This window comes from Serratia sp. 22264, from assembly GCF_052045345.1.
Classification (GTDB): domain Bacteria; phylum Pseudomonadota; class Gammaproteobacteria; order Enterobacterales; family Enterobacteriaceae; genus Serratia; species Serratia plymuthica.
Genome location: NZ_JBQEOY010000005.1, coordinates 174,984 through 193,118, shown reverse-complemented (window position 1 = coordinate 193,118; position 18,135 = coordinate 174,984). Strand labels below are relative to the sequence as shown.

Genomic DNA, 18,135 nt, shown 5'->3' with positions numbered 1-18,135 from the left:
TTGACGGAAAGAGCATGGTACGATTTCCCTACCCGCGTTTGGCCTATCTGTTCGACGCTTTGCAGTCCGAGACCTTGCCGCAGGATGAGTTGGCGAAGCGCTTTGCGGTATCCACCCGTACCGTGCGTGCCGATATCACCGCGTTGAACGATATCCTGGAAAAATACGGCGCTCGCTTTGTGCATAGCCGTGGGGCGGGCTATCGCCTGCAGGTGGATGATGCCGCGCTGTTCAGCGCCTTGCAGCATAGAGAGCGCAAAAAGCACGCCACGCCACGCAGTGCGCAAGAGCGGGTGCACTATCTGCTGATTCGTTTTTTGACCTCAGCCTTTTCCCTGAAGCTGGAAGATTTGGCCGATGAATGGTTTGTCAGCCGTGGAACGCTGCAAAACGACATGGCTGAGGTGAGAGAGCGCCTGGCGAACTATCAATTAACCATTGAAACCAAACCACGCTATGGCATGAAGCTGTTCGGCTCGGAGATGGCGATCCGCGCTTGCCTGACCGATCTGTTATTCCAACTGCATCTGGCCGATGCCGAAAACCCGTTGCTCAACAATGAAATCCTGCTGCAACCGCAGGTGGCGACCTTCGCCGGGCTGCTGCATCCGCTGTTGTCGCAATACGCCATCCGCCTGACGGATGAAGGTGAGCAGTATTTGATTTTTTACTGCGCGGTGGCGCTGCGGCGCATCAGCGATGGCTACCCGCTGTCGGACTTTGACGTTGAAGACGGCGATGACGCGGTGCGCAAGGTCTCCACCTGGCTGGCGGGGGAACTGCGCAAGGCCAGCGGCAAAGAGGTGTCGATGGCGGAAGAGGCCTACCTCAGGGTGAATATTGCCGCGCGCCGGGTGCAGGACGTGCAGCCGACCGAGATTAACGCCGACGACGAAGAAGCGCTGGTGGACTACATTTTGTCGTACATCAACGCGCACTATAACTACAACCTGCAGGGCGACCGCCAACTGCGGGCGGACTTGCTCACCCATATCAAGACCATGATTACCCGGGTGAAATACCAGATCAATATTCCCAACCCGCTATTGGCCAACATCAAACAACACTATCCGATGGCCTATGACGTGACGCTGGCGGCGGTATCGAGCTGGGGAAAATACACGCCTTACACCCTGAGCGAAAACGAAATCGGCTATCTGGTGCTGCATATCGGCGTTGGGTTGGAACGGCACTACAACATCGGCTACGAGCGCCATCCGCAGGTGATGCTGGTGTGCGATACCGGTAACTCAACGGTGCGCATGATCCAGGCGCAGATTGCGCGCAAGTACCCGCAGCTGGTGATGACGCGCATCGTTTCGCTGCGCGATTACGAGGTACTCACTCATATCGACGAAGATTTTGTCATTTCCAACGCGCGGGTCAGCGAAAAGAACAAACCGGTGGTGGTGATGTCGCCGTTTCCTACCGACTACCAGTTGGAACAGCTGGGTAAGCTGGTGCTGGTGGATCGTACCAAACCCTACATGCTGGAGAAGTTCTTCGACGCCGCGCATTTCTGGGTGGTAAATGAGCCGCTGACGCAGGCGGAGCTGTTCCGAAAAGTGTGCGTTCAACTGGAGCAGGAAGGGTATGTCGGCGACGATTTTTACCCGTCGGTAGTGGAGCGCGAAGCGATAGTGTCGACCATGCTGGGCGAAGGTATTGCACTGCCGCACTCGTTGGGATTGCTGGCGAAAAAAACCGTGGTGATGACGCTGCTGGCGCCGCAGGGCGTGGTGTGGGGCGACGGTGAGATCGCCCATGTGATTTTCCTGCTGGCGATCAGCAAAAGCGACTACGAAGAGGCGATGGCGATTTACGATCTGTTCGTCACCTTTGTACGCGAACGTTCGATGAGCCGCCTGTTGGGCAGCGATAATTTCGACAGTTTCAAGGCGGTGGCGCTGGACTGTTTAAGCCGGATTTAAGCGATGAGCCAAAAATAGAGGCCGTCTTAAAGGGAATATTGTTAGGCACCTTTAAGAGTGCTAAAAACGGGCAGGGGATGAAGTCTATTCAATTGCCGATAAACGCTAGATTTAATCTGAGTATACTGCTGAAGCTTCATAAATGTTAAACGCGCCATAAAGGGCGCGTTCCTGGGGTTTACTTCTTTGTTGCGGGGAAGTTAGTCTTCATCAAACCCGGAATTAATCAGTTCAATTACCGCATTCAGCGCTTTCACCTCATCCGGGCCGGTGGCTTCCACTTCGATATGCCGCCCCTGTGCGGAGTCCAGCATCAGCAGCGCAATCACGCTGCTGGCTTCGGCCTCGGTGCCGCTGTCGTTACGCAGCATCACTTCGGCGTCAAAACTCTGCACCAGCTCGAACAGCTTCATCGCCGGGCGAGCGTGCATACCGAGTTTGTTTTTGATTTCAACCGTTTGCTTGACCGTCATTGTTTACGTTTTTCCAGCGTCCGGTGGCGCGATTGCACATTCTTGCCGCGTGAGCGGAAGTAGTCGGCCAACTGTTCGGCTACGTAGACGGAACGGTGCTTACCGCCGGTACAGCCAATCGCCACCGTCAGGTAGCTGCGGTTGTTGGTTTCCAGCATCGGCAGCCACTGTTCCAGATAGCTGCGCGTCTGGTAGATAAAGTTATGCACTTCAGTGTGACGATCGAGGAACGAGGCGACCGGTTTATCCAGGCCGGTCATCGGGCGCAGTTTCGGATCCCAGTGCGGGTTCGGCAGGAAGCGTACGTCGAAGACGTAATCGGCGTCGATCGGGATGCCGTGCTTAAAGCCGAAGGATTCGAATACCATGGTCAGTTCGCGTTCGCGTTTACCCAACAGACGGGTACGCAGCATTTCGGCCAGCTCATGCACCGACATTTCCGACGTGTCGATGAGCAGATCGGCCCTTGAGCGCAACGGCTCAAGCAGATCGCTTTCTTCATCGATCGCGCTTTCCAGCGACAGGTTCTTGGTGGAGAGCGGATGCAGGCGGCGGGTATCACTGTAGCGGCGAATCAGGGTATTACGGTCGGCGTCGAGGAACAGCAATTGCGGAGAAAAGCAGTCCGGCAATTGGGTCATCGCATATTCAAACACTTCCGGCGATTCCGGCATGTTACGCACGTCGATGCTTACCGCTGCGGATATGTTGCGTTCCGCCAGCGTATTGGCAAGCTGCGGCAGCAGTACCACGGGCAGGTTATCAACGCAGTAAAAACCCATGTCTTCCAGCGCCCGCAAGGCGACGGATTTCCCTGAACCGGAACGGCCGCTGACAATCATCAGCACCATGTGGCAACTCCCCCTGGCATCTCAGTGGCGTTTATCGCCACCGTTAGAAACTTTATTATTCCGGCCTGAGCCGAAACCCATCGTAGCTAAACAGTATCGTTATCCTGGCTGGAAGTCACGCCAGCCGGGCGTTACTCGGTAATGATCTGGTAAAGCTCTTCGTCGCTTTGCGCCGAGCGCAGGCGGCGGCATACGGTTTTGTCGGCCAGGCGCTTGGCGACCAGCGACAGGGTATGCAAATGGGTTTTACATTGGTCGGCCGGCACCAGCAAGGCGAACAGCAGATCGACCGGCTGGTTATCAATGGCGTCAAAGGCAATGGGTTGGTCGAGACGGATAAACACGCCAACGGCCCGCAGTGTGTCCTCTTCCAGTTTGCCATGGGGAATGGCGATACCGTTGCCGATACCGGTACTGCCCATGCGCTCCCGGGTGAGAACCGCGTCAAACACCACCTGCGATGGCAGGTTGAGCTGTTTTGCAGCCAGTTCGCTGATAATCTCCAAAGCCCGTTTCTTGCTGGTGCAGTGTACCGAGCTTTTGGTGCACTCGATGTTTAACACCGAGCTTAATTGCATTGTTTCGTTGTTCATCTCATCTTCACTTAAAACCACACCATCAAGCTGCCTTGTGAGGTGATTTTTCGCCTTGTTTAACCCTGATGGCTTATCGGCGCGGTACCCATACCCGTCATACTTGAAGCTGTCTCTGTGTTGGCTGCGCTGACTTACCCGAATCACTTACCTGTGTAAGCTCGCGGGATAATCGCTCATGCCACCTCGATGCAACGCCAATTATTCAGGGTCATACAGGTAACGCGCCGACGACCTGGGCTATGTTTGAGCCGTGCCCGCTGACGGAAACGGCCCAGAATGTCAGTGTTGTTTCAGTTTGTCTTTATGTTTGTTCAATTGACGCGCCAGTTTGTCGATCAGGGTGTCAATTGCGGCATACATGTTCTCGTCTTCCGAGGTGGCGTGCAACTCGCCTCCATTCACGTGCACCGTCGCTTCCGCAATCTGCTGCACTTTTTCCACGCTAAGCACGACATACACCTGATTTATGCGGTCAAAATACTGTTCGAGCTTGGCGAACTTGGTATTCACGAACTCGCGTAAAGGTTCGGTGATTTCGATGTGGTGTCCGGTAATGTTGAGCTGCATAGTGTCTTCCTTCTCTATTGAGGTCAAACCAACTGTTTACGCTGGTTGGACGGCGGGATGGACAAAGACTCTCGGTACTTGGCGACAGTACGCCGCGCCACGATGATCCCCTGATCGGAGAGCAGGGTGACCAGCTTGCTGTCGCTGAGCGGTTTCGCGGGGTTTTCCGCCGCAATCAATTTCTTCACTAACGCTCGGATCGCCGTAGAGGAAGCTTCGCCCCCGCTGTCGGTATTCACGTGGCTGGAGAAGAAATATTTCAACTCGAAAATGCCGCGCGGACTGTGCAGAAACTTCTGCGTGGTGACGCGTGAGATTGTCGATTCATGCATCTCCACGGCCTGGGCGATATCCGCCAGCACCATGGGCTTCATAAATTCAGCACCCTGTTCAAAGAATGCCTGTTGCTGCTCGACGATGCAGCGCGTGACTTTCAGCAAGGTGTCGTTACGGCTTTCCAGGCTCTTGATCAGCCATTTCGCTTCCTGCAGATTGCTGCGGATATACTGGCCGTCACTGTCGTTACGAGCGCTGCTGCCCATTGCGGCGTACTGCTGGTTGATCTTCAGCCGCGGAATGCTGTCGGCGTTGAGCTCTACCGTCCAACTGTTCTGCACTTTGCGTACCAGCACGTCGGGGATCACGTATTCCGACTCGCCAGTATTGATCGACTGGCCCGGGCGCGGATCAAGAGACTGAATCAGCAGCATCGCTTCTTTCAGTGTATCTTCTTTTAGCCGGGTTGTTCGCATCAGGCTGCGAAAGTCGTGATTGGCCAACAGAGCCAGATGTTCGCTGATGATCAGGCGCGCTTCAGCCAGATAGGGCGTATCTTTTGCGTACTGGGAAAGCTGGATCAGCAGACAGTCGCGCAGATCGCGCGCGGCGACGCCAACCGGATCAAAACGCTGTACGCGCTTCAAAACCGCTTCGACTTCGTCCATTGTCACACTCTCGTCACCCATGCTCTCCAGAATATCTTCCAGCGGTACGGTGAGGTAGCCGGTGTCGTCGACGGCGTCGACTATCGAGGTGGCAATGGCGATATCGGTATCAGAGAATGGCGTGAGATCCACCTGCCACATCAGGTAATCCTGCAGCGTCTGGGTGGTTTCGCCCTGATAGACCGGCAACTCATCATCGCTGTAATCGGTGCCGGTGCCGGACGGTGTACCTGCGGTGTAGATTTCGTCCCAGGTGGCGTCCAGCGGCAGCTCTTCGGGCATGTCCTTTTGTTCCAGCGCCTCGCGGGTATCCAGCCCTTCGGTTTCGGTAGTCTCTTTGGCGTCGATTTCTTCGTGCAGATCGGTCTGCTCAAGCAGGGGATTGCTCTCTAACGCCAGCTGTATCTCCTGCTGGAGCTCAAGCGTGGACAACTGCAGCAGGCGGATAGCCTGCTGGAGCTGGGGGGTCATGGCCAGTTGTTGGCTGAGCCTGAGTTGCAAACCTTGCTTCATAATCTTCAGTCTACTTCCGTTAACAGTCGTCCATCAGGACGCGCCGGCACTCAGAGGCGGAATTCTTCGCCCAGATAAACGCGTTTCACCTGCTCGTCAGCCAAAATGGCATCCGGCGTGCCGTGAGCAATCAGTTTGCCCTGGCTGACGATATAGGCACGTTCACACACGTCCAGCGTTTCGCGCACGTTGTGGTCGGTGATCAGCACGCCCAGGCCGCTGTCACGCAAGTGCTCGATAATTTTTTTAATGTCGATAACGGAAATGGGATCAACCCCGGCGAACGGCTCATCCAGCAGGATGAATTTCGGGTTAGCCGCCAACGCACGGGCGATCTCCACACGGCGGCGTTCGCCACCGGACAACGCCTGGCCCAGGTTATCGCGCAGATGGGAGATATGAAACTCTTCCATCAGCTCAACCGCGCGGTCCGCACGCTGCTCGCTGCTGAGATCTTCGCGGATCTCCAGGACGGCCATCAGGTTGTCATACACGCTCAGGCGACGGAAGATCGACGCTTCCTGCGGCAAATAGCCAATGCCGCGACGCGCACGGGCGTGCAGCGGCAGCAGGCTGATGTCTTCTTCGTCAATCACGATACGGCCGGCGTCACGTTGAACGATGCCGACCACCATGTAGAAGGTGGTGGTCTTGCCGGCGCCGTTTGGCCCCAGCAGGCCGACGATCTCGCCGGATTTCACTTTCAGGCTGACGTCTTCAACAACTTTACGGCCTTTGTAGGCTTTCGCCAGGTTTTCTGCGATGAGTGTAGCCATAAGTGATTAGTTACTCTTCTTTTGCCCGTTTTTGTCTTGCAACTGCGACGGTACCAGAACCGTAGTCACGCGTTTGCCTTTATCGCTGAACGCCTGCATTTGCTGCTGTTGCACCAGGTAGGTGATGCGATCGCCCTTCACGTTGCTGTCGAGCTGTTCCAGATAGGCGTTCCCGGTCAGGGTCACCAACTGCGACGCCACGTCGTAACGGACCTTCTGCGCATGGCCTTTTACCGGCTTGCCGCTGTCTTGCATCTGGTAGAAGGTGACCGGGTTGCCAAAGGCTTCGATATAAGTTTTGCTCTGATCGCCGCCTGGACGGGTAACGACCACTTTATCCGCTTTGATGTCGATGGTGCCTTGCTTGATCACCACGTTATCGGTAAAGGTGCTGACGTTGCTCTGCATATCCAGAGACTGTTTCAGCGAGTCGATGCTCACCGGTTGGTTGGAGTCAGATTTCAGCGCCCATGCGGGTGCGCTGGCGGCCAAAATGAGGCTTCCGATCAACAGATTACGGCGTTGTTTTTTGGTTTTGAATTTCATAGTTGGTCTTAACCTTATCAATCAGCTCAGCGGTTTTGGCCCGCAGGTTCCCACGCATTTTCATGCCGTTCGAGGTAAAGTTTGTCCCGTAGAGGGTCACTTCATCATCCGAAGCGACATCCTGGGTCACCAGATTCACCTGAGCATTGTCCGTTTTAATTTTTTCCAGCTGTGAGGTGGTGGTCAGGCTGTTCACCTCAACGTGGCCGTAAAGATACAGCATTCTGTCTTTAGTCAGTTTGGCGCGATCGGCGCGAACTGACCAGGTGGCCACCGCGTTTTCATCAAACAGCGTCATCACCGGCTGGGTAAACCAGCTTAATTCATCGGCGGTATAATACTTCACGTCTTCCGCCACCAGCTTGTAACTCAGCTTACCGGCCGGATTGTACACTATGGTGACCGTGTGCTGGCTCTGATAAGTCGGGTCCTGATCATTAACGGGGCCTGGAACCGCATCATCACTGAAATCAGTCATGTTCCAGCCAATCAACGCCAGGGCGATCACCGCCAAAAGGAGGGTGATCCAAAGTTTGGTTTTGCTCATATCGACAGCCCTTTGGCGTCCTCCAGCTTATTCTGCGCCAACAGTATAATGTCGCACAGTTCGCGCACCGCGCCACGGCCGCCGGCAATACGGGTAACATAGTGGGCTCTTGGCGTCAGCAACGGATGTGCATCCGCTACGGCGACCGCCAGGCCAACCTGAGCCATCACCGGCCAGTCGATCAGGTCGTCACCGATATAGGCTACCTGATCCGCGTTTAACGACAGTGTATCCAACAGTTCGCGGAAGGCCAAAAGCTTATCGGACTGCCCTTGATACAGATGGGTGATGCCGAGGGTTTTCGCCCGATCTTCCAGCAGCTTGGCTGAACGGCCGGTGATAATTGCCACGTCGATATCCGAAGTCTTCAGGCAGCGAATGCCGTAACCGTCGCGCACGTTGAACGCTTTCAATTCTTCGCCGTTGTTGCCCATAAAAATCAGGCCGTCCGACAGCACGCCGTCGACATCGCAAATCAGCAGGCGGATTTTGCCGGCACGCGCCATGACGTCTTGTTCTACAGGCCCGTAGCAGGTTTCAACCAGACTCATTGAGTTCTATTCCTTTAATTAAACGACGCCGGCGCGCAGCATGTCATGCATATGTACCACACCCAGCAATTGGTCGCCATCGGCAACCAGCAGCGCGGTGATATGGCGCTGCTGCATCAGGTTCAACGCATCGACCGCCAGCAGGTTCGGGCGCACCCGTACGCCGCCGAGCGTCATGACATCGACGATCCGGGCTTCATTGAGGTTGATGCCCATATCAAATATCCGCCGCAGGTCACCATCGGTAAAGATACCGGCGATTTTCATCAAATCGTCGCAGATGACCGTCATGCCCAGGTTTTTGCGCGTGATTTCCAGCAACGCGTCGCGCAGCGATGCATCGGCGCTGACGTGCGGGATTTCGTCGCCGCTGTGCATGATGTCGCAAACGCGCAGCAGCAACCTGCGGCCCAGGGCGCCACCGGGGTGCGACAGCGCAAAATCTTCCGGCGTGAAACCGCGAGCTTTCAGCAATGCCACCGCCAGCGCATCACCCATCACCAGGGTCGCGGTGGTGCTGGTGGTTGGCGCCAGGCCAAGCGGGCAGGCCTCCTGCGGCACCTTGATGCACAGGTGAATATCCGCCGCTTTGCCCATCGAGCTTTCCGGATTGTTGGTCATGCAGATCAGCGGGATTTGCTGGCGCTTCAAGACCGGGATGAGCGCCTGGATCTCGTTGGACTCGCCGGAGTTGGAAATGGCGAGCACGATATCTTGTGCCGTCACCATGCCGAGGTCGCCGTGGCTGGCCTCCGCCGGATGAACGAAGAATGAGGGTGTTCCGGTGCTGGCGAAGGTCGCGGCGATCTTGCAGCCAATATGCCCGGATTTGCCCATGCCCATCACGACCACTTTACCGCAGCAGCCGGCGATCAATTCGCAGGCGCGGGTAAAGTCTGCATTGATGTACCGATCGAGCTGGGCCAGCCCGTCACGCTCAATCTGCAGCACTTCTTTGCCTGCCTGTTGAAAATCAAAGCCCGGTTGCAACTGAATGTTCGACATGTTCATTCCCGTCGGTTTAGCCGAAAGTACTGAAAGGATTAAAAAACAGCACCGCAAGATACGCAATAAAGCCACATAATAACAGAGCGCCCGCCAGATGACCGATACGATGTTTTCGCCCGATGCACAGGGCGCTGAGCACAATGCTGACCGCCAGCATGACCCAATAATCGCGGTGGAAGGCGGCAGAATCGACGCTGCCCGGGGACAGCAGGGCGGGAACGCCCAGCACGATCACTGTGTTGAAAATGTTGGAGCCGATGATATTACCAATCGCCATATCATCCTCACCCTTTAGTGCCCCGGCGATGGACGTGGCCAACTCCGGCAGGCTGGTGCCGATGGCGATGAGGGTCAAGCCGACCACCAGTTCGCTCATGCCAAAATAATGCGCAATTACCGTGGCGTTATCGACCACCATTTTGGACGACAGCGGCAGAATAATGAACGCCAGCACCAGCCACAGCACCGCCACGGTGTTGCTGCTGTCTTGCGGTAGCTCGGCGAGTTGTTCCACGGTCAGGCTGTCGCTGCCTTCGCGCTGCGCCAGCCGGGCAATTTTCAGCATCAATAAAATGAAGGCGGCGGCGGCGGCCAACAGCACCACACCATCCAGCCGGCTCAGGGTGCCGTCCATCAGCACGAAACCGCACAATACTGTGACCGCCAACATCAGCGGCAGTTCGCGGCGCAGTACCTCGGAGCGCGCCGCCAGCGGGTGAATCAGCGCCGCCACGCCAAGGATCAACAATATATTGGCAATGTTGGAACCTAATACGTTCCCCACGGCCATATCTATCTGCCCATTCAGCGCGGCGGTGGTCGACACGAAAAGCTCCGGCAGCGATGTGCCGATGCCGACGACGGTCATGCCGATGATTAACGGCGGCACGCCAAGCGAACGGGAAATCACCGCAGCACCGTAAACTAAACGGTCTGCGCCATACACCAGTAAAAATAAACCAACGATGAGTAAAGCTATCGCGAGAAACATGCAGGGTCCTTTGTTGGGTATCAACCCGGTTCGTTGGTTAAAAGCCGAAATTCGGCTATCTTGCTTTGCCCTCCGTTGCGCAGGCTAAAGCCGCAGCAACGGGTTTTCCCGGCTAATATATGAACAGATTCGTTTTTTTCGTTATATGAGCAATTTTGACCGGGTGGCGCGTAAAAGTAAAATCAGGTGCAGCCTTAGCGCACCATTGGTAGCGAAATACCGGTAAGTTTTTGTAAAGATGAGACGCGTTGCGTCCGTTGCTTTAACATCGTGGGTAGATTTGGCAAAAATGAGCCGTAAAGGATCCATTAACATGCACCAAAATGCAGAGAATCTGGTCGAAGTGCGCGACATGAGTTTCTCGCGCGGCGATCGACTGATATTCGAAGACATCAACCTGACGGTTCCCCGTGGCAAGGTCACGGCGATCATGGGGCCGTCCGGTATTGGTAAAACCACGCTGCTGCGCCTGATTGGCGGCCAACTGGCACCGGACCGCGGCGAGATCTGGTTCGACGGCGATAACATTCCCGCGTTATCCCGCCATCAGTTGTATGAAGCACGCAAGAAAATGAGCATGCTGTTCCAGTCCGGCGCGCTGTTCACCGACCTTACGGTGTTTGAAAACGTGGCCTACCCGCTGCGTGAGCACAGCCGCTTGCCGGAACCGATATTGCGCAGCACGGTGATGATGAAGCTGGAAGCGGTCGGCTTGCGCGGCGCGGCTGAGCTGATGCCCAATGAGCTGTCCGGCGGCATGGCGCGGCGTGCAGCGTTGGCGAGGGCGATCGCGCTCGACCCGGAACTGATCATGTTCGACGAGCCTTTCGTCGGTCAGGATCCGATCACCATGGGCGTGCTGGTGAAGCTGATCGATGAGCTGAATCATGCGCTGGGCATCACCTGCATTGTGGTTTCGCACGATGTGCCGGAAGTGCTGAGCATCGCCGACTACGCGTATATCGTGGCCGATCACCGGGTGATTGCCGAAGGGACGACGCCACAATTACAGAACAATCCTGATGCGCGCGTGCGCCAGTTCCTGGATGGTATTGCCGATGGGCCGGTACCCTTCCGTTATCCGGCCGGGGATTACCAGGCCGAGCTGTTAGGCTTAGGGAGTAAATAAGCTCATGTTATTACAGGCGTTAGCGTCGTTAGGGCGCCGTGGCATCAATACCAGCGCCAGCTTTGGGCGCGCGGGGTTGATGTTGTTCAACGCACTGGTCGGGCGGCCGGAGCCGCGTAAACAGTGGCCATTGTTGCTAAAGCAAATGCACAGCGTGGGTGTGCAATCGTTGCTGATCATCATGGTTTCCGGGCTGTTTATCGGCATGGTGCTGGGGCTGCAAGGCTATCTGGTACTGACGACTTACAGCGCCGAGGCCAGCCTGGGCATGATGGTGGCGTTGTCGCTGCTGCGTGAACTGGGGCCGGTGGTTACCGCTTTGCTGTTTGCCGGCCGCGCCGGTTCCGCGTTGACGGCAGAAATCGGCTTGATGAAGGCGACCGAACAAATTTCCAGCCTGGAAATGATGGCCGTCGATCCGCTGCGACGGATTGTCGCGCCGCGCTTTTGGGCCGGTTTGATCAGCATGCCTTTGCTGACGATTATCTTCGTCGCGGTGGGCATCTGGGGCGGTTCGATAGTCGGCGTGGATTGGAAGGGCATCGACAGCGGCTTCTTCTGGTCGGCGATGCAGGGCGCAGTGGAGTGGAGAAAAGACTTGCTCAACTGCCTGCTCAAGAGCGTGGTATTCGCCATCACCGTGACCTGGATTGCCATTTTCAACGGGTATGATGCGGTACCGACCTCTGAAGGGATTAGCCGGGCAACGACGCGTACCGTGGTACATTCGTCGCTGGCGGTGTTGGGATTGGATTTCGTGCTGACAGCACTGATGTTTGGGAATTGATTCGATGCAAACGAAGAAGAGTGAAATTTGGGTTGGGGCGTTTATGCTGATTGCGCTGTGCGCCATCGTCTTTCTCTGCCTGCAGGTAGCAAACATTAAGTCTATCGGTAATGAGCCGACGTACCGCATCTATGCGACCTTCGATAATATCGGCGGCCTGAAAGCACGCTCGCCGGTGAAAATCGGTGGGGTGGTGATTGGCCGTGTGGCCGATATCTCGCTCGATCCTAAAACCTATACGCCGCGCGTAGCCCTGGATATTCAGGACAAATTTAACCAGATCCCGGACACCAGCTCGCTGGCGATCCGCACCTCCGGCTTGCTGGGGGAGCAGTATCTGGCGCTGAACGTCGGTTTTGAAGATCCTGATATGGGCACCACCATTCTGAAGGACGGCGGTACCATTCAAGACACCAAATCAGCTATGGTTCTGGAAGATCTGATCGGCCAGTTCCTGTATAAAAGCGGCGGCCAGGACAATGCAGCCAAGCCGGGAGACGCGGCCGCTGAGCCGGCTGCCGGTACTGCGCCGCAATCTGTCGCCCCAAGTCATTAAGAGAGGAAACCTGCATGTTTAAACGTTTACTTATGGTTGCCCTGCTGGTGGTTGCGCCGCTGGCGAATGCGGCCGATCAAACCAACCCGTACAGCCTGATGCAAGATGCGGCTGAGAAGACCTTCACCCGGCTGAAAACCGAGCAGCCAAAAATCAAGCAGGACCCTAACTACTTGCGTTCAGTGGTGCATCAGGAGCTGATGCCGTTTGTCCAGGTCAAGTATGCCGGTGCGCTGGTGCTGGGCCGTTATTACAAAGAAGCGACGCCGGCGCAGCGTGAGGCCTATTTCACCGCATTCCAGGCCTATCTGGAGCAGGCTTATGGCCAGGCGCTGGCGATGTATCACGGTCAGACCTACCAGATCGCCCCTGAGCAGCCGCTGGGTAACGCCGACATCGTCGCCATCCGCGTGACCATCATCGATAAAGACGGCCGTCCACCGGTACGTCTGGATTTCCAATGGCGTAAAAACAGCAAAACCGGCTACTGGCAGGCGTATGACATGATCGCCGAAGGCGTCAGCATGATCACCACCAAGCAGAACGAGTGGGCGTCTACCCTGCGTACTCAGGGCATTGACGGTCTGACCAAACAGCTGCAAGCGGCTGCGCAGCGGCCTATCACGCTGGATCAGAAAAACTGATGTCGGCCGCACTCAGCTTTGAATCGCAGCAGCAGACCCTGATCCTGCGCGGCGAGCTGGACCGGGAAACGCTGCTGCCGCTGTGGGAACAGCGGGAAACGTTGCTGGCGGATAAAACCGCTCTCGACGTCTCGCAACTGCAGCGCGTGGACTCTTCCGGGTTGGCGCTGTTGGTGCATTTGCGTGAGCAGCAGCGCCAGCGCGGCGTTGAATTAAAAATTTCCGGCGCCACCGATCGCTTGAAAACGTTGATCGCGTTGTACAACCTGCAAGCAATAATGCCTGTCGATACCGCTGGTTAGCGATATTTTCAGCTGGCTGAATACGGTCATTCCCCAGAAAGCCCCTGTTGCACAGGGGCTTTTTCTTTAGTTTAAGAAAACGTCGTATTCCACTAAGATGTCAGGCTGATTATGATCCTTTTGCTGCAGAACTGGATACTATGGAAAATAACGAGATTAAAGACGTGCTGATGCAAGCATTGGCGCTGGATGAAGCACATGTCACGGGCGATGGCAGCCACTTTCAGGTGATCGTGGTCGGCGAGCTGTTTGCCGCCATGAGCCGCGTCAAGAAACAACAGACGGTCTACGCACCGCTGATGGAATACATTGCGGACAACCGAATTCATGCCTTATCGATCAAGGCGTACACCCCTGAAGAGTGGCAGCGAGACCGCAAACTCAACGGATTTTAAGGCTGTTTGCCCTCCGGGCGGGCAGCTTCAGATTAGATAACAGAGAGTAGTCAGATGGATAAATTTCGTGTGCAGGGCCGGACCCGCCTCAGCGGTGAAGTTTCTATTTCCGGGGCGAAAAACGCTGCCCTGCCGATCCTGTTCGCCGCATTATTAGCGGAAGAGCCGGTCGAGCTGCAGAATGTCCCTAAGCTGAAGGACATCGATACCACCATTAAGCTACTCAGCCAGTTAGGCACCAAGATCGAACGCAACGGTTCGGTGTATGTAGACGCCAGCGGCGTGAACGAGTTTTGCGCACCTTATGACCTGGTGAAAACCATGCGCGCTTCTATCTGGGCATTGGGGCCGTTGGTCGCGCGCTTCGGCCGCGGTCAGGTTTCTCTGCCGGGCGGTTGTGCGATCGGCGCACGTCCGGTCGATCTGCATATCAGCGGCCTGGAGCAGCTTGGTGCGGAGATCAAACTGGAAGAAGGTTACGTTAAAGCTTCCGTTGAAGGCCGCCTGAAAGGCGCGCACATCGTGATGGACAAGGTGAGCGTTGGCGCCACCGTAACCATCATGAGCGCAGCGACCCTGGCGACCGGTACCACCGTGATTGAAAACGCCGCACGCGAGCCGGAAATTGTCGATACCGCCAACTTCCTCAACACGCTGGGGGCGAAAATCAGCGGCGCCGGCAGTGACCGCATCACCATCGAAGGCGTTGAGCGCCTGGGTGGCGGTGTGTATCGCGTTCTGCCTGACCGTATCGAGACCGGCACCTTCCTGATTGCCGCAGCGGTTTCCGGCGGCAAAGTGATGTGCCGCGATACCCGTCCGAATACGCTGGACGCCGTGTTGGCCAAGCTGCGCGAAGCCGGCGCGGATATCGAAGTGGGTGAAGACTGGATCAGCCTGGACATGCACGGCAAGCGTCCTAAAGCGGTTACCGTACGTACCGCGCCGCACCCTGGTTTCCCGACCGATATGCAGGCCCAATTCAGCTTGCTGAACCTGGTCGCGGAAGGCACCGGCGTGATCACCGAGACCATTTTTGAAAACCGCTTCATGCATGTGCCTGAACTGATCCGTATGGGTGCACACGCCGAGATTGAGAGCAATACCTTGATTTGTCACGGTGTTGAGCAACTGTCCGGCGCCCAGGTGATGGCAACCGATCTGCGCGCTTCCGCCAGCCTGGTACTGGCCGGCTGTATCGCCGACGGTGTGACCGTCGTCGATCGTATCTACCATATCGACCGTGGTTATGAGCGTATTGAAGATAAGCTGCGTGCGCTGGGTGCGAATATTGAGCGTGTGAAAGGCGAGTAATTTGTCAGATGCCGGGGCGACGCCCCGGCGAAAACACTGCGTTGAGGGTCCGGCTCACTTTGGCCGGGCCCTTTTTAATTGCTGTCTTCCGGGAACTCTCCCACCGTCATCTTCAGCGTAATGCGTTTGCCGTCGCGCAGTACGATGACCGGAATTTCCGTGCCCGGACGGATCTCAGCCACCTGGTCCATGGTTTCCAGTACCGATATTGCCGGTTTGCTGTCAACGTTGGTGATTACGTCGTTGATATGGAAGCCGGCGTTACCCGCCGGTCCGTTCGGCGTAATTTCGGTTACGATAATGCCTTGCAGGCGGTCGATACCGGAATTGGACGAACGCAAAGGAATAATCTCTTTGCCCTGAATGCCGAAGTAACCGCGGATAACGCGGCCATCACGGATCAATTTGTCCATGATTTTGGTGGCCAACTCGATGGGAATGGCGAACCCCAAGCCTTCCGGTGTTTCGCCGTCGGTGATTTTATCGTAGGTCAGGGTGTTGATGCCGATTAACTCACCCAGTGAGTTAACCAGAGCGCCGCCGGAGTTGCCGCGGTTAATCGAGGCATCGGTTTGCAGGAAGGTCTGACGACCGGTGGTGCTCATACTGATGCGACCCGTAGCGCTTAGGATCCCCTGAGTGACGGTCTGGCCGAGATTATAGGGATTGCCGATCGCCAGTACCACATCGCCCACGTGCGCGGCACGGGCGTTATTGATAGGGATTACCGGCAGATTGCCCGGATCTATCTTCAGCACCGCCAGATCGGTCAGGCTGTCGGAGCCGACCAGCAGCGCTTCGTAGCGGCGGCCGTCCTGCAGCACGACGGTAATTTGCTGGGCATCCTTGATAACGTGGCGATTGGTCAGAATATAACCGCGTTCGTTCATGATCACGCCGGAACCCAGCGACAGCACGTTGGCGGCGCCGCTCATATTACGGTTGTAGATATTCACCACGGCGGGCGCCGCACGCCGCACGGCCTTGTTGTAGCTGACCGGCGTTTCGTCACGGGTATTGTCATGTTTTTCTGCGAACAGAGTATTGGAAGAGCGCAGCACAGGCAGCGCAGCCAGCAGCAGGCCGGCAACGATTAAACCAATAACGACAGAACGCAAGAGCTTAGCAAACATGGAGTTTTAGTACGTGAGATGAAGGATGCAGGGAGGATAACATGAGAATACCGGGCGCAGTATGTCACTGAGCCCGGTTTTTAAACAAATTAACGCAGCAGCAGATAAAGGGTTTCAGTGCCGCGCACGATGTTCAGCGCCATGACTGGAGGTTTGGCTGCCAATACTTTGCGCAATGTCGTGATGTCCTCAACGCGCTGGCGGTTGACGCCAATGATCACATCGTCTTTCTGCAGCCCAATCTGCGCTGCCGTAGAGCCTTTTTCCACCTTATCGATCTTCACGCCTTTGTCACCGCTGGCAATGGTGCCGTTGCTGAGGGAAACACCCAGCAGGGCCGGTGAAAGCGTTTCGGCATTGGTGGAGGTGCCCTCGCTGTTATCCAGCGTAACGGCAACTTCCTGCGGTTTGCCATCGCGCAGCAGCCCGACCTTAATGGTTTTGCCCGGAGCGGTAGTGCCCACTTTGGCACGCAGTTCGGCGAAGCTGCTGACCGGCTTGCCGTCGACGGAGACCAAAATGTCGCCGGCCTTGATGCCCGCCTTGGCGGCGGCGGATTTCGGCAGCACTTCGCTGACGAAAGCGCCGCGCTGGGCTTCGGAATTAAACGCTTTGGCCATATCGGCGGTCATTTCGCTGCCTTTGATGCCTAGCAGGCCGCGTTTCACCTCGCCGAATTCGATCAACTGCTGGCTGAGGTTCTGCGCCATGTTGCTCGGAATGGCAAAGCCGATGCCGACGTTGCCGCCGCCCGGTGCCAGAATGGCCGTGTTGATGCCTATTAGCTCGCCGTTGAGATTAACCAGCGCGCCGCCGGAGTTGCCGCGGTTGATGGAGGCGTCCGTCTGGATAAAGTTTTCCAGCCCCTCCAGGTTCAGGCCGCTACGACCCAGGGCTGAGATAATGCCGGAGGTGGCGGTCTGGCCGAGGCCAAACGGGTTGCCGACGGCAACGGCGAAATCGCCGACCCGCAATGCATCGGAATCCGCCATTTTTATCGCGGTCAGGTTTTTCACGTCACTGAGCTGCAGCAGGGCAATATCGGATTGCTCGTCGCGGCCAACCAGCTTGGCGTCCACTTCGCGGCCGTCATTCAGCTGTACGCTGATTTTGTCGGCGTTGTTGATGACGTGATTGTTGGTCAGCACATAGCCTTTGGCGGCGTCGATGATTACGCCGGACCCCAGCCCTTCAAACGGGCGCGAGCTTTGTTGCTGCCCTGGGCCGCCGGGGCCGAAGAAGCGTTTGAATTCCTCCGGAACTTGCTGGCGCTGCACCTGGGTCCCTTCAACATGCACGCTCACCACGGCGGGCAACACTTTTTCCAGCATCGGTGCCAGGCTCGGCAGCGACTGCCCCTGAACAGCGACGGGCAATGCGGCGCTGGCTGCCGGTACGGAGGTGATCGTGAGGCCAATACTCATTGCCAATGCACTAAGAATTAACGACTTTTTCTTCATTGATAATAACTCTCTCAATACCTGACGATGAAATAGTGATGATAAAGCAGCAGCAATACCATAGTGAAGGGTAAGACCGTGAATTTGCGTGAAAAGTTCACTCAAGCACCAGCGTTAAGGA

The 18,135-nt window shown here is 56.3% G+C and carries 21 protein-coding genes; 8 read left to right on the top strand and 13 right to left on the bottom strand.

Annotated features, from left to right (window positions below):
- Positions 1 to 14 precede the first annotated feature (14 nt).
- Complete coding sequence (locus ACTJJ1_RS18205; RefSeq protein WP_006328272.1) at positions 15 to 1,931, top strand: BglG family transcription antiterminator; 1,917 nt, start codon at positions 15 to 17, stop codon at positions 1,929 to 1,931.
- Positions 1,932 to 2,131: 200 nt separating this feature from the next.
- Here ACTJJ1_RS18205 and npr read toward each other — a convergent pair whose 3' ends face one another.
- The 11 genes from npr to ACTJJ1_RS18150 all read right to left on the bottom strand — a co-directional run bounded on the left by npr (position 2,132) and on the right by ACTJJ1_RS18150 (position 10,294).
- Entirely contained in the window at positions 2,132 to 2,404 is a 273-nt protein-coding gene (npr, locus tag ACTJJ1_RS18200; RefSeq protein WP_004948556.1) for a PTS phosphocarrier protein NPr, read from the bottom strand.
- Positions 2,401 to 3,255, bottom strand: a complete 855-nt coding sequence (gene rapZ / locus ACTJJ1_RS18195) for an RNase adapter RapZ (protein ID WP_004948553.1) — start codon at positions 3,253 to 3,255, stop codon at positions 2,401 to 2,403. Before rapZ ends, npr begins: the two co-directional genes overlap by 4 nt.
- A 131-nt stretch (positions 3,256 to 3,386) precedes the next feature.
- On the bottom strand, positions 3,387 to 3,848 hold the full coding sequence (gene ptsN / locus ACTJJ1_RS18190; RefSeq protein WP_004948550.1) for a PTS IIA-like nitrogen regulatory protein PtsN: 462 nt from the start codon (positions 3,846 to 3,848) through the stop codon (positions 3,387 to 3,389).
- 282 nt (positions 3,849 to 4,130) lie between these two features.
- Positions 4,131 to 4,418, bottom strand: coding sequence for a ribosome hibernation promoting factor (gene hpf / locus ACTJJ1_RS18185; RefSeq protein ID WP_004948547.1), 288 nt, complete (start codon positions 4,416 to 4,418; stop codon positions 4,131 to 4,133).
- A gap of 23 nt (positions 4,419 to 4,441) precedes the next feature.
- Positions 4,442 to 5,875, bottom strand: a complete 1,434-nt coding sequence (gene rpoN / locus ACTJJ1_RS18180) for an RNA polymerase factor sigma-54 (RefSeq protein ID WP_004948545.1) — start codon at positions 5,873 to 5,875, stop codon at positions 4,442 to 4,444.
- Positions 5,876 to 5,925: 50 nt separating this feature from the next.
- Entirely contained in the window at positions 5,926 to 6,651 is a 726-nt protein-coding gene (gene lptB / locus ACTJJ1_RS18175; RefSeq protein WP_006317106.1) for an LPS export ABC transporter ATP-binding protein, read from the bottom strand.
- A gap of 6 nt (positions 6,652 to 6,657) precedes the next feature.
- Complete coding sequence (lptA, locus tag ACTJJ1_RS18170; protein ID WP_006328270.1) at positions 6,658 to 7,197, bottom strand: lipopolysaccharide ABC transporter substrate-binding protein LptA; 540 nt, start codon at positions 7,195 to 7,197, stop codon at positions 6,658 to 6,660.
- Positions 7,166 to 7,744, bottom strand: a complete 579-nt coding sequence (gene lptC, locus ACTJJ1_RS18165) for an LPS export ABC transporter periplasmic protein LptC (protein ID WP_004948534.1) — start codon at positions 7,742 to 7,744, stop codon at positions 7,166 to 7,168. Before lptC ends, lptA begins: the two co-directional genes overlap by 32 nt.
- Positions 7,741 to 8,295: a 3-deoxy-manno-octulosonate-8-phosphatase KdsC gene (gene kdsC, locus ACTJJ1_RS18160; protein ID WP_004948532.1), complete on the bottom strand. Its 555-nt coding sequence runs from the start codon at positions 8,293 to 8,295 to the stop codon at positions 7,741 to 7,743. The genes lptC and kdsC overlap by 4 nt, the downstream gene beginning before the upstream one ends.
- Before the next feature lie 18 nt (positions 8,296 to 8,313).
- Positions 8,314 to 9,300: an arabinose-5-phosphate isomerase KdsD gene (gene kdsD, locus ACTJJ1_RS18155; RefSeq protein ID WP_004948529.1), complete on the bottom strand. Its 987-nt coding sequence runs from the start codon at positions 9,298 to 9,300 to the stop codon at positions 8,314 to 8,316.
- Between the two features lie 16 nt (positions 9,301 to 9,316).
- Positions 9,317 to 10,294 carry a calcium/sodium antiporter gene (locus ACTJJ1_RS18150; protein ID WP_004948527.1) on the bottom strand — a complete coding sequence of 326 codons (978 nt, stop codon included), beginning with the start codon at positions 10,292 to 10,294 and terminating at the stop codon, positions 9,317 to 9,319.
- Positions 10,295 to 10,607: 313 nt separating this feature from the next.
- Here ACTJJ1_RS18150 and mlaF point away from each other — a divergent pair, with 313 nt between their 5' ends.
- The 7 genes from mlaF to murA all read left to right on the top strand — a co-directional run bounded on the left by mlaF (position 10,608) and on the right by murA (position 15,421).
- Positions 10,608 to 11,423, top strand: coding sequence for a phospholipid ABC transporter ATP-binding protein MlaF (gene mlaF / locus ACTJJ1_RS18145; RefSeq protein WP_004948525.1), 816 nt, complete (start codon positions 10,608 to 10,610; stop codon positions 11,421 to 11,423).
- Between the two features lie 4 nt (positions 11,424 to 11,427).
- Positions 11,428 to 12,210, top strand: a complete 783-nt coding sequence (gene mlaE / locus ACTJJ1_RS18140) for a lipid asymmetry maintenance ABC transporter permease subunit MlaE (RefSeq protein ID WP_004948524.1) — start codon at positions 11,428 to 11,430, stop codon at positions 12,208 to 12,210.
- A 4-nt stretch (positions 12,211 to 12,214) separates the two neighbouring features.
- Positions 12,215 to 12,766 carry an outer membrane lipid asymmetry maintenance protein MlaD gene (mlaD, locus tag ACTJJ1_RS18135; protein WP_006328260.1) on the top strand — a complete coding sequence of 184 codons (552 nt, stop codon included), beginning with the start codon at positions 12,215 to 12,217 and terminating at the stop codon, positions 12,764 to 12,766.
- Positions 12,767 to 12,780: 14 nt separating this feature from the next.
- On the top strand, positions 12,781 to 13,410 hold the full coding sequence (gene mlaC / locus ACTJJ1_RS18130; RefSeq protein WP_004948518.1) for a phospholipid-binding protein MlaC: 630 nt from the start codon (positions 12,781 to 12,783) through the stop codon (positions 13,408 to 13,410).
- Positions 13,410 to 13,712, top strand: a complete 303-nt coding sequence (gene mlaB / locus ACTJJ1_RS18125; protein WP_004948514.1) for a lipid asymmetry maintenance protein MlaB — start codon at positions 13,410 to 13,412, stop codon at positions 13,710 to 13,712. Before mlaC ends, mlaB begins: the two co-directional genes overlap by 1 nt.
- Before the next feature lie 140 nt (positions 13,713 to 13,852).
- Positions 13,853 to 14,107, top strand: coding sequence for a BolA family iron metabolism protein IbaG (gene ibaG / locus ACTJJ1_RS18120; protein ID WP_004948511.1), 255 nt, complete (start codon positions 13,853 to 13,855; stop codon positions 14,105 to 14,107).
- Positions 14,108 to 14,161: 54 nt separating this feature from the next.
- Positions 14,162 to 15,421, top strand: coding sequence for a UDP-N-acetylglucosamine 1-carboxyvinyltransferase (gene murA, locus ACTJJ1_RS18115; protein ID WP_004948506.1), 1,260 nt, complete (start codon positions 14,162 to 14,164; stop codon positions 15,419 to 15,421).
- Positions 15,422 to 15,495: 74 nt separating this feature from the next.
- Here murA and degS read toward each other — a convergent pair whose 3' ends face one another.
- Together degS and degQ are read right to left on the bottom strand one after the other, a co-directional pair.
- Positions 15,496 to 16,554 carry an outer membrane-stress sensor serine endopeptidase DegS gene (degS, locus tag ACTJJ1_RS18110; protein WP_004948503.1) on the bottom strand — a complete coding sequence of 353 codons (1,059 nt, stop codon included), beginning with the start codon at positions 16,552 to 16,554 and terminating at the stop codon, positions 15,496 to 15,498.
- Positions 16,555 to 16,643: 89 nt separating this feature from the next.
- Positions 16,644 to 18,014, bottom strand: a complete 1,371-nt coding sequence (degQ, locus tag ACTJJ1_RS18105; RefSeq protein WP_122288887.1) for a serine endoprotease DegQ — start codon at positions 18,012 to 18,014, stop codon at positions 16,644 to 16,646.
- Positions 18,015 to 18,135: the final 121 nt, after the last annotated feature.